19 protein-coding genes and 1 other RNA gene are annotated in these 25,859 nt (G+C 61.6%); 12 read left to right on the top strand and 8 right to left on the bottom strand.

Annotated elements, in window-relative coordinates; all coding sequences use genetic code 11:
* Window positions 1–20: 20 nt before the first annotated feature.
* The gene (locus KZX66_RS07950; protein WP_248078115.1) at window positions 21–1,211 is read right to left on the bottom strand and encodes a benzoate/H(+) symporter BenE family transporter; all 1,191 of its coding nucleotides are present in this window, start codon (window positions 1,209–1,211) and stop codon (window positions 21–23) included.
* A gap of 227 nt (window positions 1,212–1,438) precedes the next feature.
* Between KZX66_RS07950 and KZX66_RS07945 the strand changes: the two genes are divergently transcribed.
* A complete protein-coding gene (locus KZX66_RS07945; RefSeq protein ID WP_003175499.1) occupies window positions 1,439–2,203 on the top strand; it encodes a GntR family transcriptional regulator in 765 nt (254 codons plus the stop codon).
* Window positions 2,204–2,256: 53 nt separating this feature from the next.
* Here KZX66_RS07945 and guaD read toward each other — a convergent pair whose 3' ends face one another.
* The 4 genes from guaD to xdhA all read right to left on the bottom strand — a co-directional run bounded on the left by guaD (window position 2,257) and on the right by xdhA (window position 8,317).
* Complete coding sequence (gene guaD / locus KZX66_RS07940) at window positions 2,257–3,561, bottom strand: guanine deaminase (protein ID WP_248078114.1); 1,305 nt, start codon at window positions 3,559–3,561, stop codon at window positions 2,257–2,259.
* A 7-nt stretch (window positions 3,562–3,568) separates the two neighbouring features.
* Window positions 3,569–4,411 (bottom strand): xanthine dehydrogenase accessory protein XdhC, encoded by an 843-nt coding sequence (xdhC, locus tag KZX66_RS07935; protein WP_248078113.1) that lies wholly within the window; start codon window positions 4,409–4,411, stop codon window positions 3,569–3,571.
* A gap of 65 nt (window positions 4,412–4,476) precedes the next feature.
* Window positions 4,477–6,876, bottom strand: coding sequence for a xanthine dehydrogenase molybdopterin binding subunit (gene xdhB, locus KZX66_RS07930; protein ID WP_248078112.1), 2,400 nt, complete (start codon window positions 6,874–6,876; stop codon window positions 4,477–4,479).
* Window positions 6,869–8,317, bottom strand: coding sequence for a xanthine dehydrogenase small subunit (xdhA, locus tag KZX66_RS07925; protein ID WP_248078111.1), 1,449 nt, complete (start codon window positions 8,315–8,317; stop codon window positions 6,869–6,871). Before xdhA ends, xdhB begins: the two co-directional genes overlap by 8 nt.
* Before the next feature lie 280 nt (window positions 8,318–8,597).
* On the opposite strand from xdhA, the gene KZX66_RS07920 reads away from it, so the two are divergent.
* The 6 genes from KZX66_RS07920 to ffs all read left to right on the top strand — a co-directional run bounded on the left by KZX66_RS07920 (window position 8,598) and on the right by ffs (window position 17,812).
* On the top strand, window positions 8,598–9,257 hold the full coding sequence (locus tag KZX66_RS07920) for a GntR family transcriptional regulator (RefSeq protein ID WP_248078110.1): 660 nt from the start codon (window positions 8,598–8,600) through the stop codon (window positions 9,255–9,257).
* Window positions 9,258–9,259: 2 nt separating this feature from the next.
* Window positions 9,260–12,748: a chromosome segregation protein SMC gene (smc, locus tag KZX66_RS07915; protein WP_248078109.1), complete on the top strand. Its 3,489-nt coding sequence runs from the start codon at window positions 9,260–9,262 to the stop codon at window positions 12,746–12,748.
* A 204-nt stretch (window positions 12,749–12,952) separates the two neighbouring features.
* On the top strand, window positions 12,953–13,822 hold the full coding sequence (gene zipA / locus KZX66_RS07910; protein WP_248078107.1) for a cell division protein ZipA: 870 nt from the start codon (window positions 12,953–12,955) through the stop codon (window positions 13,820–13,822).
* An 86-nt stretch (window positions 13,823–13,908) separates the two neighbouring features.
* On the top strand, window positions 13,909–16,275 hold the full coding sequence (ligA, locus tag KZX66_RS07905; RefSeq protein ID WP_248078105.1) for an NAD-dependent DNA ligase LigA: 2,367 nt from the start codon (window positions 13,909–13,911) through the stop codon (window positions 16,273–16,275).
* A 160-nt stretch (window positions 16,276–16,435) separates the two neighbouring features.
* Window positions 16,436–17,599 (top strand): putative zinc-binding metallopeptidase, encoded by a 1,164-nt coding sequence (locus KZX66_RS07900; RefSeq protein ID WP_248078103.1) that lies wholly within the window; start codon window positions 16,436–16,438, stop codon window positions 17,597–17,599.
* A 116-nt stretch (window positions 17,600–17,715) separates the two neighbouring features.
* Window positions 17,716–17,812: signal recognition particle sRNA small type (ffs, locus tag KZX66_RS07895), an RNA gene on the top strand.
* Window positions 17,813–17,919: 107 nt separating this feature from the next.
* On the opposite strand, the gene KZX66_RS07890 is transcribed toward ffs, so the two are convergent.
* A complete protein-coding gene (locus KZX66_RS07890) occupies window positions 17,920–18,486 on the bottom strand; it encodes a hypothetical protein (RefSeq protein WP_248078101.1) in 567 nt (188 codons plus the stop codon).
* A 259-nt stretch (window positions 18,487–18,745) separates the two neighbouring features.
* On the opposite strand from KZX66_RS07890, the gene KZX66_RS07885 reads away from it, so the two are divergent.
* Complete coding sequence (locus KZX66_RS07885) at window positions 18,746–19,792, top strand: N-acetylmuramidase family protein (protein WP_248078099.1); 1,047 nt, start codon at window positions 18,746–18,748, stop codon at window positions 19,790–19,792.
* Window position 19,793: 1 nt separating this feature from the next.
* The gene (locus tag KZX66_RS07880; protein WP_248078098.1) at window positions 19,794–20,390 is read left to right on the top strand and encodes a hypothetical protein; all 597 of its coding nucleotides are present in this window, start codon (window positions 19,794–19,796) and stop codon (window positions 20,388–20,390) included.
* A 105-nt stretch (window positions 20,391–20,495) separates the two neighbouring features.
* On the opposite strand, the gene KZX66_RS07875 is transcribed toward KZX66_RS07880, so the two are convergent.
* The gene (locus KZX66_RS07875) at window positions 20,496–21,359 is read right to left on the bottom strand and encodes a LysR family transcriptional regulator (RefSeq protein ID WP_248078097.1); all 864 of its coding nucleotides are present in this window, start codon (window positions 21,357–21,359) and stop codon (window positions 20,496–20,498) included.
* Window positions 21,360–21,461: 102 nt separating this feature from the next.
* On the opposite strand from KZX66_RS07875, the gene KZX66_RS07870 reads away from it, so the two are divergent.
* Window positions 21,462–22,367, top strand: coding sequence for a DMT family transporter (locus tag KZX66_RS07870; RefSeq protein ID WP_248078096.1), 906 nt, complete (start codon window positions 21,462–21,464; stop codon window positions 22,365–22,367).
* A 53-nt stretch (window positions 22,368–22,420) separates the two neighbouring features.
* Here the strand turns inward: KZX66_RS07870 and KZX66_RS07865 are convergent, their stop codons facing one another.
* Entirely contained in the window at window positions 22,421–23,182 is a 762-nt protein-coding gene (locus tag KZX66_RS07865) for a transporter substrate-binding domain-containing protein (protein WP_248078095.1), read from the bottom strand.
* Window positions 23,183–23,315: 133 nt separating this feature from the next.
* Here KZX66_RS07865 and dnaX point away from each other — a divergent pair, with 133 nt between their 5' ends.
* Both dnaX and KZX66_RS07855 read left to right on the top strand, forming a co-directional pair.
* The gene (gene dnaX, locus KZX66_RS07860) at window positions 23,316–25,391 is read left to right on the top strand and encodes a DNA polymerase III subunit gamma/tau (protein WP_248078094.1); all 2,076 of its coding nucleotides are present in this window, start codon (window positions 23,316–23,318) and stop codon (window positions 25,389–25,391) included.
* A 43-nt stretch (window positions 25,392–25,434) separates the two neighbouring features.
* Window positions 25,435–25,773, top strand: a complete 339-nt coding sequence (locus tag KZX66_RS07855; RefSeq protein ID WP_003193199.1) for a YbaB/EbfC family nucleoid-associated protein — start codon at window positions 25,435–25,437, stop codon at window positions 25,771–25,773.
* Window positions 25,774–25,859: the final 86 nt, after the last annotated feature.

The following is a 25,859-nucleotide window of genomic DNA, read 5'->3' as shown; positions in this document are numbered from 1 at the left end:
ACCTTTGGGTCGCCGTTTTTTTATGCCTTGCGCCAGTTCAGAATCAGCAGCGTCAACACCCCCGCCACAATCCCCCAGAACGCCGACCCGATGGAAAACAACGTCAAGCCTGACGCGGTGACCATAAAGGTGATCAGCGCCGCTTCCCGTTCCTTCGGCTCATTCATGGCGATGCTCAAGCCATTGATGATCGAGCCAAACAACGCCAACGCCGCAATCGACAGCACCAACTCTTTGGGCAGCGCGGCAAACAGTGCCGCCAACGTGGCGCCGAACACCCCGGCAATCCCGTAGAACACCCCGCACCATACCGCTGCCGTGTAGCGCTTGTTACGATCTTCATGGGCATGGGGCCCGGTGCAGATGGCGGCGCTGATCGCGGCCAGGTTGATGCCGTGGGAGCCGAACGGTGCCAGCACCAGGGAGGCCAGGCCGGTGGCGGTGATCAGCGGCGAGGCGGGCACGTTATAGCCGTCTGCCCGCAACACCGCGACGCCGGGCATGTTTTGTGAGGTCATCGCCACCACAAACAGTGGAATGCCGATGCTGATGGTTGCCGCCAATGAAAAGTGCGGCGTGGTCCATACCGGCGTCGCCACTTCCAGGTGAAAGCCGCTGAAGTTCAGCAAACCCATCAGCCCCGACAGCAGCGTGCCGATCACCAGTGCGGCGAGCACCGCATAGCGCGGTGACAAGCGTTTGATGATCAGGTAGGTGAAAAACATCCCCAGCACCAGGCCCGTACGATGTTGCGCGGCAACGAAGATCTCGCTGCCGATCTTGAATAGAATCCCCGCCAGCAACGCCGCCGCCAGCGACGCGGGAATACGCTTGACCAGTTTTTCAAAGCTGCCGGTCAGCCCGCAGATCGTCACCAGCACCGCGCAGGTAATGTAGGCGCCGATGGCCTCGCCATAACTCACACCGCCCAGGCTGGTGATCAACAGCGCCGCGCCCGGCGTGGACCAGGCGATGGTGACCGGTGTGCGGTAGCGCAGCGACAGGCCGATGCTGCATACCGCCATGCCGATGGAAATCGCCCAGATCCACGACGAAATTTGCGCGGTGGTCAAACCGGCGGCCTGGCCGGCCTGGAACATCAGCACCAGCGAGCTGGTGTAGCCGGTCATCATCGCGATAAAACCGGCGACGATGGCAGAGGGCGACGTGTCTGCCAGCGGGCGCAGACGCGCTTGTGTAGCGTGGGTCATGGGCGGTGTTCCTTTTACCTGAGGCTTTTTACCGGTGAAGGCGCGGATTCAAGCCTAAACTCAAACGTAACCACTCATTGCAATACAGCGGAGGCCGCAAACAGCCGTACAGTGTGTTGGCGCATTCGGTTGTGTACAATGTGCCACGCTTTTAGGTGATACTTGCCAGCGACCCCGCGTTGCCGTATTACCGTTAATTCGCCGCCGTTCTCCCGACCCGAGTGCCCATGAACGAACAGTTGCAACCTCTCAAGAAACAACCGCGTGCCGGCAAGGCCGGTCGCAGTGGAACCCAGGACGATATCGTCTATGCACATATCTTCGAGGCGATCCTCGAACAACGCCTGGCGCCCGGAACCAAATTGAGCGAAGAGGCACTGGGCGAAATTTTCGGCGTGAGCCGCACCATCATTCGTCGCGCCCTGTCGCGCCTGGCGCATGAGGGCGTGGTGTTGCTGCGGCCCAATCGCGGCGCGGTAGTGGCCAGCCCCAGCGTCGAAGAAGCGCGCCAGGTGTTCCTGGCCCGACGTCTGGTGGAGCGCGCAATCACCGAGTTGGCGGTGCAGCATGCCACCGCCGAGCAACTGGCCGAATTACGCCAGATGGTCAACGACGAGCGTGACAGCTTCTCCCGTGGTGATCGCGGTGCCGGCATCCGCCTCTCCGGCGAATTCCACCTCAAGCTGGCTGAAGCGGCGAAAAACGCACCGCTGATCAGCTTCCAGCGCAGCCTGGTGTCCCAGACCTCATTGATCATCGCCCAGTACGAAAGCGGCAACCGCTCGCACTGTTCCTACGATGAACACACCCAGTTGATCGACGCGATCGAAGCGCGGGACGCGGCATTGGCGGTGAACCTGATGATGCATCACATGGATCACATCGACAGCAAGCTCAACCTTGATGAAGAGAGCGCGTCGGATGATCTGCACGCGGTGTTCTCGCACCTGCTGCAGACCAAGAAGCCAGGGCGCTCGTCGGTAAAGTTGTAAACCCGATCAGAAATGTGGGAGCAGCTTGCCCGCGCCCACATTGGTGTGGCGGATCAGCGTTGGTGCACCAACTGCCCGGCCGCATAGGTTTGTAACACCGTCCGGTCGTCCCCCAGCGTCATCAGCACGAACAACGTCTCGGCAATGTGATTGGCCTGCTTCAAGCGATAGCTCAGCAGCGGCGTGGCGTTGTAGTCCAGCACCAAAAAGTCTGCATCGGTACCCGGCTGCAACGTACCGATCCTGTCTTCCAAACGCAGCGCCCGCGCGCCGCCCAGGGTGGCCAGGTACAACGATTTGAACGGGCTCAACCGCGCGCCCTGCAACTGCATGACCTTGTAGGCTTCGTTCAGGGTTTGCAGCAGCGAAAAGCTGGTGCCACCGCCCACATCGGTACCCAGGCCCACGTTCAATTTGTGCTTTTCGGCCATCGGCAGATTGAACAGGCCACTGCCGAGGAAGAAGTTCGACGTTGGACAGAACGCCACCGCCGAGCCGGTCTCCGCCAGGCGCGCGCACTCCTCATCACACAGATGCACGCCATGGGCGAACACCGAGCGTTCGCCGAGAAGCTTGTAATGGTCGTACACATCCAGGTAGCCGCTGCGCTCTGGAAACAGCGCCTTGACCCATTCGACTTCCTGCTTGTTCTCGCTGATGTGCGTCTGCATATACAGGTCCGGGTATTCCCCGAGTAACTGCCCGGCCAACGCCAGTTGCTCTGGCGTGCTGGTCGGCGCAAAGCGAGGCGTGACCGCATAGTGCAGGCGGCCCTTGCCGTGCCAGCGCTCGATCAGCGCCTTGCTTTCCTGATAGCCGGAGTCGGCGGTGTCGGTCAGATAGTCCGGCGCGTTGCGGTCCATCATCACCTTGCCGGCGATCATGCGCAGGTCGAGTTTCTCGGCCGCTTCAAAAAACGAATTGACCGACTGCGGGTGCACGCTGCCGAACACCAGGGCGGTGGTGGTGCCGTTGCGCAGCAGTTCCTTGATAAAAATGTCCGCCACTTCATCGGCGTGGGCCTTGTCGGCGAACTGGCTTTCGCAAGGGAAGGTGTAGGTGTTGAGCCAGTCCAGCAACTGCTCGCCGTAGGCGCCGACCATGCCGGTTTGCGGCAGGTGGATATGGGTGTCGATCAGGCCGGGGGTGATCAACGCGTCCTGATAATGGGTGATGTCGATATCGGCCGGCAGGGTCGGCAGCAGGTCGCTGGCGTGACCCAGGGCGCTGATCCGGCCGTTATCGACCACCAGCAGGCCGTCTTCGAAATATTCGTAGGACGCTTCGATGCCCACTTCAGCGGGGTCGGCGAGGCTGTGCAGGATGGCCGCACGGTAGGCTTTGCGAGTCAAAGGCATGGTTTTCTCAATTGATAGCTTGGCTGCGACGCGACGCCGGCAGCAGTTTGGCAATGGGTTCGGCGCTCGCGGTGTGCTGGCCGAAATTGGCGTTGTAGGTGGCGATGATTTCGCCGGCGATGGAGATGGCGATCTCCACGGGCAATTTGCCCTTCACCTCGGTGAGGCCCATGGGGCAGCGCATGCGTTGCAACTGTGCGGCGTCGAAACCACGCTCGCGCAGGCGGTGGTCGAACTTCACGCGTTTGGTCTTCGAGCCGATCAGGCCGAAGTAGGCGAAGTCATTGCGCTTGAGCAGGGCGGCGCTGAGTTCCAGGTCCAATGCGTGATTGTGGGTCATGACGATGCAGTAACTGCCCGCCGGCAGGGCGGCAATTTCGTCGACCGGCTCTTCGCTGATGATTTTACGCACGCCCTGTGGGATATGTTCCGGGAACTCCTGCTCGCGTGAATCAATCCAGCGCACCCGGCACGGCAGGCTTGCCAGCAACGGCACCAGCGCACGGCCGATGTGGCCGGCGCCAAATACCGCAATCTGCGCCTGCACCTGACCCATGGGTTCGAACAGCAGCACCGTCACCCCGCCGCAGCACTGTCCCAGGCTGGCGCCCAGGCTGAAGCGCTCCAGATGGGTGTTCTGCTGGCCACGCACGAGCATGTCCCGGGCGATCTGCATGGCCTTGTATTCCAGGTGCCCGCCGCCGATGGTGTCGAAGGTCTGCGCCGCGCTGATGACCATCTTCGAGCCGGCGTTGCGTGGGGTGGAGCCGAGTTCTTCGATGATGGTCACGAGTACGCAGGGCTCGCCACGGTTTTGCAGGTCGGCCAAGGCGCTGATCCAGTTATTCATAGTCACCTCTTGTGGTGTCTGTGAGGCCACTATCGGGGGCTTGCCCCCAATGGCAGCGTCTCGGTCTAAAGCGAAGCCATCTCGGTTTCAGCCTCAACGGCTTTCGCCGCCTGCAACTGCCGCATCTGCTCACAGCCCCACAGCACCCGCTCCGGCGTCGCCGGTGCATCGATTTTCGGTTGATGGCGATAGTCGCCTACGCTCGCGACGGCATCCTTGATCGCACACCACGACGCGATGCCGAGCATGAACGGCGGCTCGCCCACGGCCTTGGAGTGGAACACCGTGTCTTCCGGGTTCTTGCGGTTCTCCACCAGCTTCACGCGCAGGTCCAGCGGCATGTCCGCTACCGCCGGGATCTTGTAGCTGGCCGGGCCGTTCGTCATCAGTTTGCCCTTGTCGTTCCACACCAGCTCTTCCATGGTCAGCCAGCCCATGCCCTGGATAAACCCGCCCTCCACCTGGCCGATGTCGATGGCCGGGTTCAGCGAGGCACCTACATCGTGCAGGATGTCGGTGCGCAGCATCTTGTATTCGCCGGTCAGGGTGTCGACGATCACTTCGCAGCACGCCGCGCCAAAGGCGTAGTAATAGAAAGGCCGGCCACGGGACTGGCTGCGGTCGTAGAAGATTTTCGGGGTCTTGTAGAACCCGGTGCTCGACAGCGACACCTGGGCGAAATACGCCTGTTGGATCAGCGCCTCGAACGTCAGGATCTGCTCGCGCACACGCACGTGACCGTTGTGGAACTCGACGTCCGCTTCGCTGACGTCGTACTTGCGCGCCGCAAACTCCACCAGGCGCTGCTTGATGGTTTCGGCAGCGTTCTGCGCCGCCTTGCCGTTCAGGTCCGCACCGCTGGAGGCGGCGGTCGGCGAGGTGTTGGGCACTTTGTCGGTGTTGGTGGCGGTGATCTGTACGCGGTCTATGTGCACCTGGAACACTTCGGCCACCACCTGGGCAACTTTGGTGTTCAGGCCCTGGCCCATCTCGGTGCCGCCGTGGTTCAGGTGGATGCTGCCGTCGGTGTAGATGTGGATCAGCGCGCCGGCCTGGTTGAGGAAGCTGGCGGTGAACGAGATACCGAACTTCACCGGGGTCAGCGCCAGGCCTTTTTTCAGGATCGGGCTGTGGGCGTTGTACAGGCGAATCGCTTCGCGGCGCTCGGCGTATTGGCTGCTGGCCTCGAGTTCGGCGGTCATCTCTTCGAGCATGTTGTGCTCGACGGTCTGGTAGTAGTGGGTGACGTTGCGTTCGGTCTTGCCGTAGTAGTTGGCCTTGCGCACGGCCAGCGGGTCCAGGCCCAGGTGGCGGGCGATGGCGTCCATGACTTCCTCGATGGCGACCATGCCCTGGGGGCCGCCGAAGCCACGGTAGGCGGTGTTGGACGCGGTGTTGGTCTTGCAGCGGTGGCCGTTGACCGTGGCGTCGCCCAGGTAGTACGCGTTATCGGCGTGGAACATCGCGCGGTCGACAATCGAGTTGGACAGGTCCGGCGAGCAGCCGCAGTTACCCGCCAGGTCCAGGTTGATACCGTGCAGGCGGCCGTTGTCGTCAAAGCCCACGTCGTATTCGATATAGAAGGGGTGGCGCTTGCCGGTCATCAGCATGTCCTCGACGCGCGGCAGGCGCATCTTGGTCGGCTGGCCGGTGAGGTGCGCGACCACCGCGCACAGGCACGCGGGGCTGGCGGCCTGGGTTTCCTTGCCGCCAAAGCCGCCGCCCATACGGCGCATATCGACGACGATTTTGTTCATCGACACGTCGAGCACTTCGGCCACCAGCTTTTGCACTTCGGTGGGGTTCTGGGTGGAGCAGTAGACGATCATGCCGCCGTCTTCGGTGGGCATCACCGAAGATATCTGGGTTTCCAGGTAGAAGTGTTCCTGGCCGCCGATATGCAGGGTGCCCTGCAGGCGATTCTGCGCCGTCGCCAGGGCGCCGGCCGAATCCCCGCGTTGATGGGTATGGCTGTCGAGCACAAAGTGTTTATTCCGGTAGGCCTGGACGACGTCCAGCACCGGTTCCAGGTCTTCGTATTCGATCACTGCGGCCATCGCGGCTTTGCGCGCGGTGTCCAGATCGCGGGCGGCGACGGCGAGCACCACCTGGCCGACAAACTGCACGGTGTCGATGGCCAGCAACGGGTCGCCGGGCAGCAGTGGGCCGATGTCCTTGAGCCCCGGCACGTCTTTGTGGGTGATGGCGATGCGCACGCCCTCAAAGGCATAGCACGGCGCGGTGTCGATGCTGATGATTCGTGCATGGGCGCGGTCGGACATGCGCGCATACAGGTGCAACTGGTTGGGGAATTCCAGGCGGTCATCGATGTACTGCGCTTCACCGCTGACGTGCTTGGTGGCGCTGTCATGCTTGACGCTGCGACCGACTCCGCAGGTCAGGTCCTGGGTGAACAACTCGACAAGTTCGGCCTGGGTTTTAACGACGGCGTGATGGTTAGACATAAGCGGTCACCCGAGTCTCGATGTGCGGAGTCTGCAGTTCGATGAAGTATTTGCGCAGCAGGTTTTGGGCGCTGAGCAGGCGGTATTCCTTGCTGGCGCGAAAGTCCGACAGCGGGGTGAAATCCTGGGCGAGTGCGGCGCAGGCTTTCTCTACGGTAGCGGCGTTCCAGGTTGCGCCCACCAGCACGCTTTCGCAGTGTTGTGCGCGTTTAGGGGTGGCGGCCATGCCGCCGAATGCCACCCGTGCCTGGCTGATCACGCCATTGTCGAGCGTGAGGTTGAAGGCTGCGCATACCGCCGAAATATCATCGTCCAGGCGCTTGGACACCTTGTAGGCGCGGAACAGCGCATGGCCTCTTGGGACGATGATTTTCTCGATGAATTCACTGTCCTGGCGCGCGGTCACGCGGTAGTCGATGAAGTAGTCCTCCAGCGCCAATGTGCGGCGGGTCTGGCCCTTGCATAGCACGATCTGCGCGCCCAGGGCGATCAGCAGCGGCGGCGAATCACCGATGGGCGAGGCGTTGCCGATATTGCCGCCCAGGGTGCCCTGGTTGCGGATCTGCAGCGAGGCAAACCGGTGCAGCAATTCACCGAAGTCCGGGTATTCGTGATGCAGTGCTTCGTAGCAGTCGGAGAGGGCCGTGGCGGCGCCGATCTCCAGGCGGTCGTCGAAGCGTTCGATACGTTTCATCTCGGCAATATTGCCGACGTAGATCATCACCGGCAGGGTGCGATGGAACTGCGTGACTTCCAGCGCCAGGTCGGTGCCGCCGGCCAGCAGTCGGGCTTGCGGGTAGGCGTCATAGAGGTCGGCCAGGTCGGCTACGGTGAGCGGCACCAGGCAACGCTTGTCGCCACTGTTGAGTTCGCCGGTTTGCGTGGGAGCGATGGCTTTGAGGCGGGCGATGGTTTGCGCCTGTTGGCTGTCGAACTGATCCACCGGTTTATTGCAGCAGGCCTGTTCGGCGGCGGCGAGGATCGGGCGGTAACCGGTGCAGCGGCACAGGTTACCGGCCAGGGCTTCATGGGCTTTCCCGTTGTCGGGGGCGGTGCTGTTCTTTTGCAGGGCGAACAACGACATCACGAAGCCTGGGGTGCAGAAGCCGCATTGTGAACCATGGCACTCCACCATGGCTTGCTGCACGCTGTGCAATTGGCCCTGGTGCTTGAGGTCTTCGACGCTGATCAGTTGCTTGCCGTGCAGGGATGACACAAAGGTCAGGCACGAGTTGAGGCTGCGATAACGGATCTGCTCGGCGCCTTGATCGTCAGTATGCAGCTCGCCGACCACCACGGTGCACGCACCGCAATCGCCGCTGGCGCAGCCTTCCTTGGTACCGGATTTGCCCAGATGCTCGCGCAAATAATTGAGCACAGTCAGGTTGGGGTCCAGGGCGTGCTCGCTACGGAGTTCCTGGTTAAGTAAAAACTGGATCACGGAAGGCCTCGCAGACTCATTATTGTTGTTAACCGCTTTGCGCCGAATCTAGTCATCTCTGACTTTTCGGTCAATTATTTTTTGACTTAAGGGTCAAGAAAATGCGATCACAACACGTTCAATTATGGTCCAGTCTTCTGAAACCGGCGTTTTTGGCGGCGTTTGGCTGTTCACGGTTGCTTATTTCATGCCAAATTCGCCGCTGTGGGCGTAGCGCCATCAGCGGGCCAATGCGCTACACTGCCGCGCTTGTACCGATAGCAGATTTTGAAGGGAAAACATGACGTTCAAGGCGCCGGACAGTCTCGCCGAGCAAATCGCTCACCACCTCGCCGAACGCATCATTCGCGGCGATCTCAAGCCTGGGGAACGCATCCAGGAACAGAAAGTCACGTTGGCGCTCAACGTCAGCCGTGGCTCCGTGCGCGAAGCCCTGCTGATCCTCGAGCGCCGTCACCTCATTGCGATCCTGCCGCGCCGTGGCGCCCACGTCACCGAGCTCACGGCACACAAGGTGCAGAGCCTGTGCACGTTGATGGGCGAGATGTACATCCTGCTCGGCAATGCAGTCGCCGAAGGCTGGCAGGCTCACGCCGACATGGCGCCGTTCCTGCAAATCCAGCAACGTCTTCAAGGCAGCTACGAGCGCGGCGACATCCGCGCCTTTGTCGAAGAAAGCTTCAACGTGATGCGCGCCGCGTACCCCTTCGCCAACAATCCCTACCTGCAGGAAACCGTCGAGAATCTGCAGCCGGCAATGAACCGCGCCTATTACCTGGCCCTGGATCAGCGCAAGGCGTCCATGAGCGAGTACCTGGTGTTGTTCGAGCAACTGCTCGCCGCCGTGCTGGCCCGTGACCTGGTGCAGATCCGTAAGGTGCTGTCGGCCTATTGCCAGCGCAGCAGTTCGCTGGTCATCGCAGCGTTGGGGGACGCCTAAGCGTGCGGCTCAAGTGCATCAAACTGGCGGGGTTCAAATCCTTCGTCGACCCGACCACGGTGAACTTCCCCAGTAACATGGCGGCGGTGGTCGGGCCCAATGGTTGCGGCAAGTCGAACATCATCGACGCCGTCCGCTGGGTGATGGGCGAGAGCTCGGCAAAAAACCTGCGTGGCGAGTCGATGACCGATGTCATCTTCAACGGCTCCACCAGTCGCAAACCGGTGAGTCAGGCCAGTATCGAGCTGGTGTTCGATAACTCCGATGGCACCCTGATCGGCGAATACGCGGCCTACGCGGAAATCTCCATTCGCCGTAAAGTCACGCGCGACAGCCAGAACAGCTACTTCCTCAACGGCACCAAATGCCGTCGCCGCGACATCACCGATATCTTCCTCGGCACCGGCCTGGGGCCGCGCAGCTATTCGATCATCGAGCAGGGCATGATCTCCAAACTGATCGAAGCCAAGCCCGAAGACCTGCGTAACTTCATCGAAGAAGCGGCCGGCATCTCCAAGTACAAGGAACGCCGCCGCGAGACCGAAAACCGGATCCGCCGCACCCACGAAAACCTCGCCCGCCTGACCGATCTGCGCGAAGAGCTGGAGCGCCAGTTGGAGCGCCTGCATCGCCAGGCCCAGGCGGCCGAGAAGTACCAGGAATACAAGGGCGAGGAACGCCAGCTCAAAGCGCAATTGTCGGCCCTGCGCTGGCAGGCCTTGAACGATCAGGTGGGCCAGCGCGAAGCGATCATCGGCACCCAGGAGATCAGCTTCGAAGCCCTGGTGGCCGAACAACGCAACGCCGACGCCAGCATCGAACGCCTGCGGGACGGGCACCACGACCTGTCCGAGCGCTTCAATCTGGTGCAGGGCCGGTTCTATTCGGTGGGCGGCGACATTGCCCGCGTGGAGCAAAGCATCCAGCACGGCCAGCAGCGTCTGCGCCAGTTGCAGGACGATCTCAAGGAAGCCGAACGCGCGCGCCTGGAGACCGAATCCCACCTGGGCCACGACCGCACCTTGCTGCTGACCCTCGGCGAAGAGCTGGACATGCTCATCCCCGAACAGGAAATCACCAGCGCCGCCGCCGAAGAATCCGCCGCCGCCCTGGAAGAAGCCGAAACCACCATGCACGGCTGGCAGGAGCAGTGGGACGCTTTCAACCTGCAATCGGCCGAACCGCGTCGCCAGGCTGAGGTGCAGCAGTCGCGCATTCAGCAACTGGAAACCAGCATGGAGCGCCTGGCCGAGCGCCAGCGTCGTTTGCAGGAAGAGCGCGTATTGCTCGCCGCCGACCCGGAAGACGCCGCGATCATGGCGCTGAGCGAGCAACTGGCCGAAAGCGAAATGACCCTGGAAGAACTCGAAGCCAGTGAAGAACAGCAAGTGGAGCGCCTCGAGCAATTGCGTCAGCAGTTGCAACAGGCGACCCAGGCGCAGCAGCAGGCCCAGGGCGATCTGCAGCGGCTTAACGGTCGGCTGGCGTCCCTTGAGGCGTTGCAGCAAGCCGCTTTGGACCCTGGCACCGGCACCGCCGAATGGCTGCGTGACCAGCACTTGGCCGAGCGCCCGCGCCTGGCTGAGGGTTTGAAGGTCGACGCCGGTTGGGAGCTGGCGGTGGAAACCGTACTCGGTGCCGACCTGCAAGCGGTGCTTGTGGATGATTTTGGCGGTTTCGACCTGGCCGGTTTTGCCCAGGGCGATTTGCGTTTGCTCAGCCCGGCGGCCGACGGCACGCGGGTGCCGGGCAGCCTGTTGGATAAGGTCGAGGCGGCGATTGATCTGTCGCCATGGCTGGGCCAGGTCAAGCCGGTGGACTCGCTGGAACAGGCCCTGGCCCAACGCGGTCAACTGGGCGCCGGCGAAAGCCTGATCAGCCGCGACGGTTATTGGGTCGGCCGGCACTTTCTGCGTGTGCGTCGCGCCAGTGAAGCGGAAAGCGGCGTATTGGCCCGCGGCCAGGAAATCGTCAGCCTGAGCGCCGAACGCGAAGAGCGCGAAGCCACCCTGCAAAACCTGGAAACCGAACTGCAAACCCTGCGCGCCACCCAGCGCCAGCAAGAGACCGGCCGCGAACACCTGCGCCGTCTGCTGCAGGACGAAGCGCGCCAGCAGGGCGAGTTAAAGGCTCAACTGTCGGCGAGCAAGGCCAAGGCCGAGCAACTGACCCTGCGCCGCACCCGCCTCGACGAAGAGGTGGCCGAGATGGGCGAGCAACGCGCCCTGGAGCACGAACAGATTGGCGAAGCGCGCCTGCACCTGCAGGAAGCCCTCGACAGCATGGCCCTGGACACCGAGCAGCGCGAATTGCTGCTGGCGCAGCGCGACAGCCTGCGCGAACGTCTCGATCGCGTGCGCCAGGAAGCCCGTCAGCACAAGGATCACGCCCACCAGTTGGCCGTGCGCCTGGGCTCCCTGCGCGCCCAGCACGACTCCACGCGCCAGGCCCTTGAGCGCCTGGAGATGCAGTCCGAACGGCTGACCGAAAAACGTGAGCAACTGAGCCTGAACCTGGAGGAGGGCGAAGCGCCGCTGGAAGAGTTGCGCCTCAAGCTCGAAGAACTGCTCGACAAGCGCATGACCGTCGACGAAGAACTCAAGACCGCGCAGATCGCCCTGGAAGACGCCGACCGCGAACTGCGTGATGCAGAAAAACGTCGGACCCAGGCCGAGCAACAGTCCCAGTTGATTCGTGGCCAACTCGAACAACAGCGCATGGAATGGCAGGCCCTGACTGTGCGCCGCAAAACCCTGCAGGATCAACTGCTCGAAGACGGCTATGACCTGCACGGCGTGCTCAACACCTTGACCGCCCAGGCCAACGAGAAAGACGCCGAGGAAGAACTCGAACGCATTGCGGCGCGTATTCAGCGCCTGGGGGCGATCAACCTCGCCGCCATCGACGAATACCAGCAACAATCGGAGCGTAAACGTTATCTGGATGCCCAGGACGCCGACCTGGTCGAAGCCCTGGACACCCTGGAAAACGTGATCCGCAAGATCGACAAGGAAACGCGCAACCGCTTCAAAGATACCTTTGATCAGATTAATGGCGGTTTACAGGCCTTATTCCCCAAAGTTTTCGGCGGCGGCAGCGCTTACTTGGAACTGACAGGCGAAGATCTACTCGATACAGGGGTAACGATCATGGCGCGGCCTCCGGGCAAGAAGAACAGCACCATCCATTTGTTGTCCGGCGGCGAAAAAGCCCTGACCGCACTGGCCCTGGTATTTGCCATCTTCAAGTTGAACCCGGCGCCGTTCTGCATGCTCGACGAAGTTGATGCCCCGTTGGATGACGCTAACGTTGGACGCTACGCACGGCTGGTCAAAGAGATGTCCCAGACGGTGCAGTTCATCTATATCACCCACAACAAGATCGCCATGGAAATGGCCGATCAACTGATGGGGGTGACGATGCATGAGCCGGGCTGTTCGCGGTTGGTGGCGGTGGATGTCGAAGAGGCGATGAAGATGGTGGACGCCTAGCAGCTTGCAGCTTGCAGCTGGCCCAGTGTGTCGAAAGCGACCAATCCGACACACTTTCCGCCAACTGTGCTAATTTAATCTCAATTTTTCGTATGCGTGGGCAAAACGCCATTCAGAACATAGAGTTGGCGCCACGTTTTAAAGCGGTTTGCACGGTGCTAAACCCCTTATTTTTCAGCATTTTTTATAGAGGCACGGGATTACATGGAAATCGGTCTGCGCGAGTGGCTGATCGTCATCGGCATTATTGTCATTGCCGGTATTCTTTTTGATGGCTGGCGCCGCATGCGCGGTGGCAAGGGCAAGCTCAAATTCCGTCTGGACCGCAACCTGTCCAATCTGCCCGACGACGACGGCAGCGCCGAGCTGCTGGGGCCGCCCCGTGTGCTGGATACCCACAAAGAACCGCAACTGGATGAGCACGACCTGCCGTCCATGAGCGCGCCGTTGCGGGAAGCGCGTGAACCGTCTTCCAAGCGTGGCAAGCGTGGCAACACTGGCGCCGCCGAGCCGCATCAGGGCGACCTGAACCTCGACGTCGATGAAGGCCCGAGCTTCAGCAGCCGCGATGATGATTTCCCCGATGAAAACGTCGGCAAGACGTCCACCGCGGCACGCCAGTCGGTCAACGATCAGCCGGCCGCCGAAGAGGTGTTGGTGATCAGCGTGATCTGCCGCGACGCCGCCGGTTTCAAAGGCCCGGCCCTGTTGCAGAACATTCTGGAAAGCGGCCTGCGATTTGGCGAGATGGACATCTTCCACCGTCACGAAAGCATGGCGGGTAATGGCGAAGTGCTGTTCTCCATGGCCAATGCGGTCAAGCCGGGTACGTTCGATCTGGACGATATCGACCTGTTCAGCACCCCGGCGGTCAGTTTCTTCCTTGGCCTGCCAGGCCCGCGCCACCCGAAACAAGCGTTCGACGTGATGGTGGCCGCGGCGCGCAAACTGTCCCAGGAACTTAACGGCGAACTCAAGGATGACCAACGCAGCGTCCTGACCGCCCAGACCATCGAGCACTACCGTCAGCGCATCGTCGAGTTCGAGCGTCGCGCCCTGACACAGAAACGCTGAGGTTTGGCCTCAAGCGTTGTCATTAGAATAAGCGCACCATCATTTGAGCAGCTTCGGCTGCTCTTTTGCTTTATGAGAGAACCCCCATGACCGCCGCCCACACCCGCATCCTCGAACTGCGCGCTGAACTGGATCAGCACAACTACCGTTATCACGTCCTCGATGAGCCGAGCATTCCGGACGCCGAGTACGACCGTTTGTTCCACGAGCTCAAGGCCCTGGAAACCGAGCATCCGGAACTGGTGACGCGTGATTCACCGACGCAGCGGGTCGGCAGTGCGGCGTTGTCCGCGTTCACTCAGGTCAAGCATGAGATCCCGATGCTCAGCCTGGGCAACGCCTTCGATGAAACCACCATGCTCGAGTTTGATCGCCGGGTCACCGAGGGCCTCGACCTGCCCGTGGGCGATCTGTTTGGCGGCGGCGCGGCGGTGGAATACAGCTGCGAACCCAAGCTGGACGGCCTGGCGGTCAGCCTGCTCTACACCGATGGCGAACTGGTGCGCGGCGCCACGCGGGGGGACGGCACCACGGGCGAGGACATCAGCGTCAATGTGCGCACCGTGCGCAATATCCCGTTGAAGCTGCACGGCACCGGCTGGCCGGCGACCCTGGAAGTGCGCGGTGAAGTGTTCATGTCTAAGGCCGGTTTCGACCGTCTGAACGCCTCGCAACTGGAAGTGGGCGGCAAGACGTTCGCCAACCCGCGCAACGCCGCCGCCGGCAGCCTGCGCCAGCTCGACTCGAAGATTACCGCCAGTCGTCCGCTGGAGTTCTGCTGCTATGGCATCGGCCAGGTGACCGCTGATATCAGCGACACCCATATCGGCAACCTGCAGCAGTTGCAAAAGTGGGGCATGCCCATCAGCCACGAGCTGAAGCTGGCCAAGGGCATTCAAGCGTGCCTGGACTACTACCGCGACATCGGCGAGCGGCGTAACAGTCTGCCTTATGAAATCGACGGTGTGGTGTTCAAGGTCAACAGCATCGCCGCCCAACGTGAGCTGGGTTTCCGCGCGCGCGAGCCACGCTGGGCCATCGCGCATAAATTCCCGGCGATGGAAGAACTCACCGAACTGCTCGACGTGGAATTCCAGGTCGGCCGCACCGGCGCGGTCACCCCGGTGGCGCGCTTGAAGCCGGTGAAGGTTGCGGGTGTGACCGTGTCCAACGCCACCTTGCACAACATGGACGAAGTGGCGCGCCTGGGCCTGATGATCGGTGACACCGTGATCATCCGCCGTGCCGGGGATGTGATCCCGCAAGTTGTGTCCGTGGTCAGCGAGCGGCGCCCGGCGGACGCCCGCGCGGTGCAGATTCCGCAGACCTGCCCGGTATGCGGCTCCCATGTGGAGCGCACGCAACTGGTCAAACGCAGCAAGGGCAAGGAGACCGTCAGCGAAGGTGCGGTGTACCGCTGCGTCGGCCGTCTGGCCTGTGGTGCGCAGCTCAAGCAGGCGATTATTCATTTTGTGTCGCGCCGGGCCATGGATATCGACGGCCTGGGCGACAAGACCATCGAACAATTGGTGGATGAAAAACTCATTGGCTCGCCGGCCGACCTTTACAAGCTCAAGTACGAGCAGATCATCGACCTGGAAGGTTTCGCCGACATCTCCAGCAAGAAACTGATCGCCGCCATCGAAAACAGCAAGACTCCGACCCTCGCGCGCTTTATCTACGCCCTGGGCATTCCGGACGTGGGCGAGGAGACCGCCAAGGTGCTGGCACGCTCCCTGGCGTCCCTGGAGCGGGTGCAGAAGGCCTTGCCGGAAGTGCTCACGTATTTGCCCGACGTGGGCCTGGAAGTGGCTCACGAGATCCACAGCTTCTTCGAAGACAGCCATAACCAGCAGGTGATTGGCGCGCTGTTGTCGCCGAACGAATGCGGCCTGCAATTACAGGATCAGGGCGATCTGAGCGCGGAATTCGCGGCCAGCACCACCCTTGGCGGCCTGCTCGACAAGCTTCACGTACCCAGCGTTGGACCGGGTGCTGCGCAAAAACTGGCGGACAAGTTCGGCAGCCTGGAAGGCGTGATCAAGGCCGACTGGCTCGACATGCGCCAGGCCCTGCCCGAGAAGCAGGCCAAGGCCGTGCGTGAGTTCTTCGACAACCCGGACAATGCCGCACACGCCCTGGCCATTGAGCAGCAGCTCAAGGACTTCGGCATGCACTGGCAGAGCGAGAAAAAAGTGGTCGAAGGCCTGCCGGAAGCGGGGCATACCTGGGTGCTGACCGGCTCCCTTGAGCTGATGAGCCGCGATGTGGCCAAGGACAAACTCGAAAGCCTTGGCGCCAAGGTGGCGGGTTCGGTCTCGGCGAAAACCCATTGCGTGGTGGCAGGCCCGGGTGCCGGTTCCAAGTTGGCCAAGGCCAACGAACTAGGACTCAAGGTGCTCGACGAAGACGCTTTCGTCGCCTTCCTGGCCAGGCACAATATTTCGGTCTGACGCAGCACCCGTGGTGAGCAGGCCTGCTTTGGTAAGCAGGCTTGTTGTGGTGAGCAGGCTTGCCTGCGCTGGGCTGCGAAGCAGCCCCCCCTCCACAAGTAAAGTGGAACGATCTCGAGCGCCAAATGATCTAGTCTCAGTCACCCAGGGAGAGATCGCCATGTTCCGCTACTTCGAGCAACTCAGTTCGCGCATCGCCGCACCGTTCATGGCTGACACTTCGCGCAACAGCAAGGTCTGGCAATGCCGCTGCGGCCAGTCATTGTTCTTTGGCAACAGCCAGTGCCTGGCCTGCCAGGCGCTGCTTGGCTATCAGCCGCAGCAAAGTCGCCTGTCATCCCTGCAACCCGGTCCTGTCGAAGGCACCTGGCTGCAAGACGGTAACCTCGACGCCGGCGCGTTCCGCCGCTGCGCCAACCTCGATACCCCGGCCGCCTGCAACTGGCTGATCCCGGCCCATAGCACCGCAGCCTTGTGTGTGGCCTGTAGTCTTAACCGTACGATTCCCGACCTGTCGGTCCCGGAAAACCACGAGCGCTGGTGCAAGGTTGAAACCGCCAAGCGTCGCCTGGTGGCGCAGTTGATCAGCTTGGGCCTGCGCGTGGTGCCCAAGAGCGTCGACGAAGACAACGGCCTGGCGTTCGATTTCGTCGGTATCGACCTCGAAGGCAACGCGCCCATGACCGGCCACGCCAATGGCCTGATCACCCTGGACATCAAGGAAGCCGACGATGCACACCGCGAAAAAGTCCGTGTGCAGATGCGTGAACCCTACCGCACGTTGCTTGGCCACTTCCGCCATGAAGTCGGTCACTACTACTGGGACCGCCTGATTGCCAATACCCAGTGGCAGCAGCGGTTTCGCGACCTGTTCGGCGACGAACGCGCCAGTTACGCCGAGGCCCTCGACCAGCACTACCAGAACGGACCGCGCCCGGACTGGCAGCAGACCTGCGTCAGTGCCTACGCCACCATGCACCCCTGGGAAGACTGGGCCGAGACATGGGCGCATTACCTGCACATGATGGACGCCGTCGACACCGCCCTGGGCTTTGGCATGAGCGCCCGTGACATGGACCTGGATTACCAGCCGTTCCCCCTCAGCACGCTGTACGACCCGGAACACCCCGGCGGCCCGGCGTTCCTGTCGTTCGTCAACGCCTGGATCGAACTGGCCGGCATGCTCAACGAACTGTCGCGCAGCATGGGGCAGCCGGATTTCTACCCCTTCGTGCTGCCACCGGCGGTGATTGCCAAGCTGCACTTTATTCACCTGGTCATCCAGGACGAGGGCGGCAGGGCGGACGAGGCCGTGATTCTGTAGGGGCACAAGTGCTTGAGCCCCTTGATTTTTTTAATCCGGAACCAACGGTTGTAACTTCCGATCAGATCGGTACAATGGCCCCGCTTGCCGAGAGGCAGGCGTCGTTATGGTGACCCCATCGGTCCCCCCGCAACGATTACCCGTGAACCTGGTCAGAGCCGGAAGGCAGCAGCCACAGCGGGAACATTGTGTGCCGGGGTGTGGCTGGTGGGGTTGCCTCCATAACGCTCTTCCTGATACACCCCCCAACCCAAATTTCTATACACGCTTTGCCGGCAACCCCTGCCTGCGAGTCGATTGCCGCTGCGCGCTTAACGGCGTTACGGGCGGTACAGCGGGAATGCCTCTATCTGCGGCACGATTTCGCGGCCTATGGCGATAGCGCTTTCAGACGGGTTGCTCGGCTTCGGAATATTCCTCGCGTAGTGAAAGATGATGGTCTGTCCGGTGACGCTGTCCCTGTAGTACTTGAAATAGCTGATTTCGGAGAATTGCCCGTCTTTGCGCAGTGAGTCGGGATAAAAATGCATCGAATAATCGATCCCGGTTTTATTGTCCGTCAGCAGGATCGCCGGCATGTTCGGGTTTTCCTGCTGATGCAACGCGATCGCGCGCTTGGCGAGGTCGAGGGGCGTGAAGCGGTTCAAGTCGCGGGAGACCACGGTGAAGTCCACCAATTCATTCCAGGCATCAATGCTTTCCTGGGCAGGGACAAACTCCCATAGGCCTTCTTTGTGGAATTTCAGCATGAACGTCTTGCCGTCGAACACCACGCTTTTGGTTTCGGCAATGGACGGCCGCGCCTGGTAGGTCGCGATGTCGAGAGGGGGCGATGTGCAGCCGCAGAGTGCGGCCAGGAGGGACAGCATCAGCAGGGTGGCTTTCATTTCAATCCTTGAAAGTGGGCGGTTGGGCGGTTTTTGCGTCGGTGACAGTAGCCCGACGCGTGACTCAATACTTCGATTAAATCAAAAAGCTGTTTTCGCGGAGCCACCGGTGAGGGTTATTTCACAGCTTTAGACGCTGCGTCTGGACAACTTGAAACCGCCTTGTTAGTTTCCGCCGGCCACTTGTTTCAGAGTATGACAAGTGTGTCAGGTTGATATTGAAGTGCCATCACTTCTTTAACTAACAAGGATGTCTGTGATGAAAAGCCTGCAAGGGTTACCCCGTCTTATCAGTGCTTCAGTAGGCGCGCCGGGTAAGGCCCGCAACTTGCCCGCCGATGTGCAGTGCATCCAGTATTTATTTAATTTGATCATTCCCAAGATGGGTTTTCCGCTGGCCGAAAACGGCAAGTGTGATGGCCAATTGGTGCAGTGCATCAGCCAGTACCAGTTTCGCCATCTCAAGTACGCGCACCCTGACGGGGTGATCGACCCGACCGGTCGGACCTTCAACAGCCTGATCGAAGAAGCGGTGAAAGTGCCGGTAAAGGCCTTCCCGACCCTGCGTATCCCGACCTTTCTCAACGTCTTCGGCAATAACCAGGGCGATGCGGTGCAGGCCACGGTCAATGTCTACCTGGACCGCATGCGCGCGATGGTGGAAGCTGAGCGGCGTAACCGGCAATTGATGCTCCAGGCCACGTGCGACGGTGGCATGACCCTTAGCGAAACCGATTTCCAGAACGCTGCCACGCAGTTGGGCGGCGGTATTTCGGTGAATATCATCAAGGCCTTCGCCACCGTGGAATCCGGCGGTCGCTCCGGTTTCGGGCCGGCCAAGCTGCCCGTGATCGCGTTTGAAGGGCACTTGTTTCGCAAGTACACCAAACACATCTACGATCAGGCGCACCCGCTGTTGTCGTACCCCTACAAGAAAAAAGCCGGTCCGCAGTGGCAGGCTAACAACAAGGATCAGACCAAGGCCTGGGAAACCATGGCCACGGCGTTTGCCCTCGACCAGGAAGCGGCCCTGATGTCGGCGTCGTGGGGCATGTTCCAAATCATGGGTTTCAACTTTGCGTCGTGTGGCTACAAGACTGTGTTTGAGTTTTCGGCGGCGTTAAAAGTTAACGCCGGCAACCAACTCAAGGCGTTCCTGGGTTTTTGCAGTAAAAGCCCGGCCTTGATGAAAGCCATGAAGGCCAAAGACTTTACCGGCATGGCGCGTAACTATAACGGCGAGGACTACGGCAACTACGACGTCCTGATGCAAAAAGCCTACGAAAAACTTGAAGGGAAAAAATAGGATGATCCGTTTTCTAGTGATGGGCGTGTTGTCGTTGTGCGCGGTGGGTCCTGCGTTAGCCGGTTCGGCTGCGTTGCATTCGGGCAAGTACGAAGGGTTGATGCTGGCCGTGACGCCGGATCATCAAGTTGAAGGCTTCTATTCGGAGTCCATGGGCGAGGGCGTCACCCGCAGTTGCGCGTTCTACCTGCAAGGCAAGCCTGAGGCGCTCACCACCTGGCTGGATGACGCCTACCCCGGCAGCGTGGCGCCGTCGTCCGATGGTGTGACCCTGACCGTGGAGGAGGGGCGCCAGCACCCTGGCTGCATGAATGTGCTGATGCCGGAGATCGCTACTGGTCTGGACTTGACCCAGACCGCCGGCAAGCCGTGGATCGGCCTGGTGACGGTGTCTGCCGACAAGGCCTACCTGCAGAAAACCCTAGGGGCCAAGGCGGCCAAGCGCCCCTACATTGTCAAGCATGATGTGGTCGGTGTGCTGGCCTTCAAGGATGGCTGGGCCCAGGTGGAATTCATCAACGCCGAGGATCGTTCGTTCACCGGCTGGATCAGCCAGGATCAATACGCCCGTCTGGCTGCGCCCGCTGCGCAACACTGAGCACAGCCGCGCACACAAAAACGCCGCCGCGTGCCAGGCACGCGGCGGCGTTTTTGTGTGCGCTCGTCAGACTTTTTATGGTTGAACGGCTTCAGTTGTTAAGCATTAGCCGAACGTCTCACGCAATAACTGAGCAAACGCATCCCGCGCCAGATGGCGTTGGGTGTCGGTGTGCCAGAACAGCAGGTTGTCCACCGGTTGCAGTTCGTCAAACCGGTATGACGCCAACTGATTGGCCTGCTCATAGCGCGCCAGGATGCCCTCCGGCGCCAAGGCCACGCCAATCCCCGCGCTTACGCAACCGATGATGGTGCCCCAACTGGCATAACTGGCAATGGTGGGTTTGAAGTCGTGGGGTTTGAGCCAATTTTCCAGCGCCGCCCGGTAAGGGCAGCCGGTTGGCCACACCAGCAAGGTGCGGCCCGCCAGGTCCGCTGCGCTGTGTATCGGTGCGCTGGACGCGCTGGCGATCAACACCAGGCGTTCACGGTAGACCACGCTGTGTTCGAGCTTGGCGCGCCGGTTACCGGCGGCCACCAGCGCCACGTCCAGGCGATGATGTTGCAGGTCGTCGAGCAACTCGCTCCAGGCACCGGTGACCAGCTCCAGGCTGACATCGGGATAGCGCCGATGGTACTGCGCCAGTAACGGCGGCAACCGGCCGCTGGCACTGGACTCCACCGCACCGATGCGCAGGGTGCCACGGGGAATGGCATTGGCGTCCACTGCGCGTTTGGATTCGTCGACCAGCGCGAGGATGCGCTCGCAGTACTCCAGGAAGATCTCCCCCGCAGCGCTGATGGCCAGCCCACGGCCGGCGCGAATGAACAGCGGCGTGCCCAGCTCGCTTTCCAGCTGCTTGATGCGCGTGGTGATGTTGGACGGCACGCAGTGCAACTGCAGTGCGGCCTGGGCCACGCTGCCGGTTTGCGCCACGGCTCGCACCATTTTCAGTTGCGCCAGTTCCATTGCTCAGTTCCGCTGATTTCAGAAGTCAGAAACGCTTAATTGTCCTGCTGCTTGCCGGGGCCAAGACTGAGCGCATTCCTTCTCAGTGTCTGGATGCCATCAATGAATACCCCGTCCCCCGTGAAGCTTACGCTAGTCCTCGCTGGCGTCATCCTCTGTTGGGCTTACTCGCCGATTGGCGTGCACATCGGCTTGCACAGCTACAGCCCCGGCCAGCTGGCGTTGCTGCGGTTTCTGATTGCCTCCGTGTTCATGGGCGGCGTGGCGCTGGTGGTGGGGATTGAGCGACCGCGCTGGCCGGAGGTGCCCTGGTTGCTGGTGCTGGGTTTTTTCGGGGTGTTCCTGCACCACATCAGCCTCAATATCGGGCAGCAATGGGTGACGGCGGCGGCGTCCAGCGTTCTGGCGCAATCGGCGCCGTTGTTCAGTGTGCTGATCGCGTTTTTCTGCTTGAAGGAGCGGGTCAGTGCCTGGCGTTGGGGCTGTGTACTATTGGGCTTGTTTGGCGTGCTGGTGGTGGTCTGGGGCGACGCGGGCTTCGGGGAGATGGACCCCCGCGGCCTGTTGATTCTGCTGGCGGCGTTGTCGTGGAGCGTGTATTTCGCCGTTCAGAAGCACTACGCCCATCGCTACAGCCCGCTGACCCTGGCGTGCTACATGGTGTGGGCCGGCACCTTGATGCTGTGCGTCAACCTGCCGGGCCTGCCTGCAGCCGTCGTACAGGCGCCGCTGCCCGATAACCTGGCGGTGCTGTTGTTGGGGATTTTCCCCAGCGCCCTGGCGTACCTGGCCTGGGGCTATGTGCTCAAGCATATCGAGGTCAGCCGCGCGACGGTGGCGATGTACCTGATCCCGCCGGTGGCGATGCTGCTGGCCGCGACACTGCTGGGCGAGCACATCGCCCTGCAGGTGGTGCTCGGTGGCGTGATTGTGTTGGCGAGCGTGGCGGCCATCAGCCTGGAGGGGCGCAAGCATTGGTCGTCAGGGGACTGTGCGAGGAAGGTGTAGCCCTAATTTACCCCGGCAAGTGATGAGCAATGGCATCCATGCAGGCGCCTCTGTCAATTCTTGGCAGGCGTGCGCAGCGGCACCGCCTCTTCACCGGTATAGAGCTTGATGATGTCGTCGATTTCACCGGACATTTTCATGCGCACTAACGTGCGCAGAATCTGTTGCGTTGGTACGTTCGGGTCATTGCGTACGATGCAGCCGAGTTCCTGTTCTTCGATCACCGCGACTTTGTGCAGCCGATGCCTGACGGGGAGGTGCTGGTTGAAGCGGTCGACGATCCATTCGTTGCTCGCCGCGTAGGTGTAACGCCCCGCCACTAATTTGTGCAGCACCTGTTCTTCGCTGCGCGCGTCGTCGCGGGTGAGCTGGCCGCTGGCGAAGAGCGGGTCGAGGACCGCGTAACGGTAGCTGAGCACCGTGCCGATTGACTGCGGTGTCAGTTTGAGCACCTGCACCGGCCTGTTATCAGTGCTCACCAGCACGTTGCGCTGCACCATCAACGGCACGCTCCAGGCGTAATCCCCGGAGAGGTTGTCGACCCACGAGGGGGCGACATAGCAGCGCACGTCAATGTCGCCATGGGCCATGGCACCGGTCAGACGTGCGCGGGCCAGCACGTGGAATTCGGCGGGGTAGCCCACTTGTGTGGCGAGGCTCGACATCAGGTCATACAGAATGCCTTGGGTGGGGCGGCCCTTGTCCAATTGCACCATGGGCATCGCCCAACTGTCGGCCACCGAGAAACGCAGGGGCGCGGGCGCCGCCTGGCAAGCCGTGGTCATCATCCATAAAGCGCCCAGGACTACGCGCATATTCTCTCCGGGTTCAGGCCTTCGTGGGGCCAGTGAGGAGAGCTTAGTCAGATTAGACGAGCATGCCGGATGCAATTTCCCCCTTGCTCCGCTAGCATTACCGGCTCCCGCTTCCCAGTTGCGACGGTTTTCGATGAGTTATCAGGTTCTTGCACGTAAATGGCGTCCGCGCTCGTTCCGCGAAATGGTCGGCCAGACCCATGTGCTCAAGGCTCTGATCAATGCCTTGGACAGCCAACGGCTGCACCACGCCTACCTGTTCACCGGTACCCGCGGGGTGGGCAAGACCACCATTGCGCGCATCATCGCCAAATGCCTGAACTGCGAAACCGGTATCACGTCGACGCCCTGCGGCACCTGTTCGGTGTGCCGGGAGATCGACGAAGGGCGTTTTGTCGACCTGATCGAAATCGACGCCGCGAGCCGCACCAAGGTCGAAGACACCCGCGAGCTGCTCGACAACGTGCAGTACGCGCCCAGCCGCGGCCGCTTCAAGGTCTACCTGATCGACGAAGTGCACATGCTCTCCAGCCATTCCTTCAACGCCTTGTTGAAAACCCTCGAAGAGCCGCCGCCCTACGTCAAATTCATCCTGGCAACCACCGACCCGCAGAAACTTCCTGCAACGATCCTGTCGCGGTGCCTGCAGTTTTCCTTGAAAAACATGACCCCCGAGCGGGTGGTGGAGCATTTGACCCATGTGCTGGGCGTCGAGAACGTACCGTTCGAAGACGACGCCCTGTGGCTGCTCGGCCGCGCCGCCGATGGTTCGATGCGCGATGCCATGAGCCTCACCGACCAGGCCATCGCCTTTGGTGAAGGCAAGGTCATGGCCGCCGACGTGCGTGCCATGCTCGGCACCCTCGACCACGGCCAGGTGTTCGACGTGCTGCACGCGTTGATCGAAGGCGACGCCAAGGCGTTGCTCGAAGCCGTGCGCCACCTGTCGGAGCAAGGCCCGGACTGGAACGGCGTGCTCTCGGAAATCCTCAACGTGTTGCACCGCGTCGCCATCGCTCAGGCGCTGCCTGAGGGGGTCGACAACGGCCACGGCGACCGCGACCGCGTGCTCGCGTTGGCCCAGGCATTGCCGGCCGAAGATGTGCAGTTCTATTACCAGATGGGCCTGATCGGCCGGCGTGACCTGCCCCTGGCGCCGGACCCGCGGGGTGGCTTCGAGATGGTCCTGCTGCGGATGCTGGCCTTCCGGCCCGCCGACTCGGCAGACGCCCCGAGGCAGCCGCTAAAGCCAGTGGGGATCAGCCAGGCCACAGTTGATTCCGCCAAACCAGTGGCTGGCGCGGCAGTGGTCGCGCCAGTGGTTGCTGTGCCGGTTGCGGCTGAGCCTGCGCCGGTCGCGGTGAAGCCTGTCGAGCCGCAGCCGCAGCCGGTGATCGAGCCCGAGCCAGCGCCTGCGCCTGCGCCCGTCGTAGACCTGCCGTGGAACGACCCGGTAGAGGCCGAGGTTGAGCCAGCGCCTGAAATCGAGCAACAGCCTGCGGTTGAGCCCGTGCTCGAAACCATCGGCGAGCAGCCCGAGCTGACGCCCATGCCTGCGCCGACCCCGGACAGTGCTGTGCCGGCCGCGCCGGAGTGGGTCTCCGCGCTGGTGCCCGAGCCCTCCGTGGCCCAGGTAGATGCCGCGACACCGGGCATCGACCTCGACGACGAGCCGCCGCTGGACGAAGACTACATCGAGCCGGACATGGATTCGGCCTACAGCTACCTGGACGATTTGGCCAGCGAACACACCGCCGAACCTGCGCCCGAGCCCGAGCCTGAACCCGCGGCAGCCCCGGCTACCGGCCTGGCGTTGCAATGGCTGGAGTTGTTTCCGAAGCTGCCGATTTCCGGCATGACCGGCAGCATTGCCGCCAACTGCACACTTATCTCCGTCGAGGGTGATCACTGGCTGTTGCACCTGGACCCGGCCCACAGCGCCTTGTTCAACGCGACCCAGCAACGCCGTCTCAACGATGCGCTCAATCAGTACCATGGGCGCACGCTGACCATCGCCATCGAACTGATCAAACCCGAGCAGGAAACCCCGGCCCAGGCCGCGACCCGTCGGCGCCTCAACCGTCAGCGCGAGGCAGAAGAGTCGATCCATGGCGATCCGCTCATCCAGCAACTGATGCAACAGTTCGGTGCGGTCGTCCGTCACGATACTATTGAACCTGTCGAAGCCCCGGTGCCCCAAGCGTCATGACACCGGGCTACTTATTGATCCACGTACTTTTGAGGTGATTCCCATGATGAAAGGTGGCATGGCCGGCCTGATGAAGCAGGCGCAGCAGATGCAGGAAAAAATGGCCAAGATGCAGGAAGAACTGGCCAACGCCGAAGTCACCGGTAAAGCCGGTGGCGATATGGTCAGCGTGGTGATGACCGGTCGTCACGACATCAAGCGCGTGAGCATCGACCCAAGCGTGCTGCCAGGCGTGGGTGAAGATGACCTGGAAATGCTTGAGGCGCTGTTCGCCGCGGCCGTCAACGACGCCGTGCGCAAGATCGAAGCCAACAGCCAGGACAAAATGTCCGGCGTGACCGCTGGCATGCAACTGCCGCCGGGCATGAAGCTGCCGTTCTGATCGGCCCTTTTGAGCGGTACACACATGCCAGGCATCGCGCCTGGCATTTTTGTTTGTGCCAATCCGATCGAACCCTGGGGGAGCTA

It is taken from the genome of Pseudomonas sp. EYE_354, from assembly GCF_023148575.1.
Classification (GTDB): domain Bacteria; phylum Pseudomonadota; class Gammaproteobacteria; order Pseudomonadales; family Pseudomonadaceae; genus Aquipseudomonas.
The sequence above is the reverse complement of the archived record's forward strand: the minus strand, read 5'-3'. Positions and strand labels throughout refer to the sequence as shown.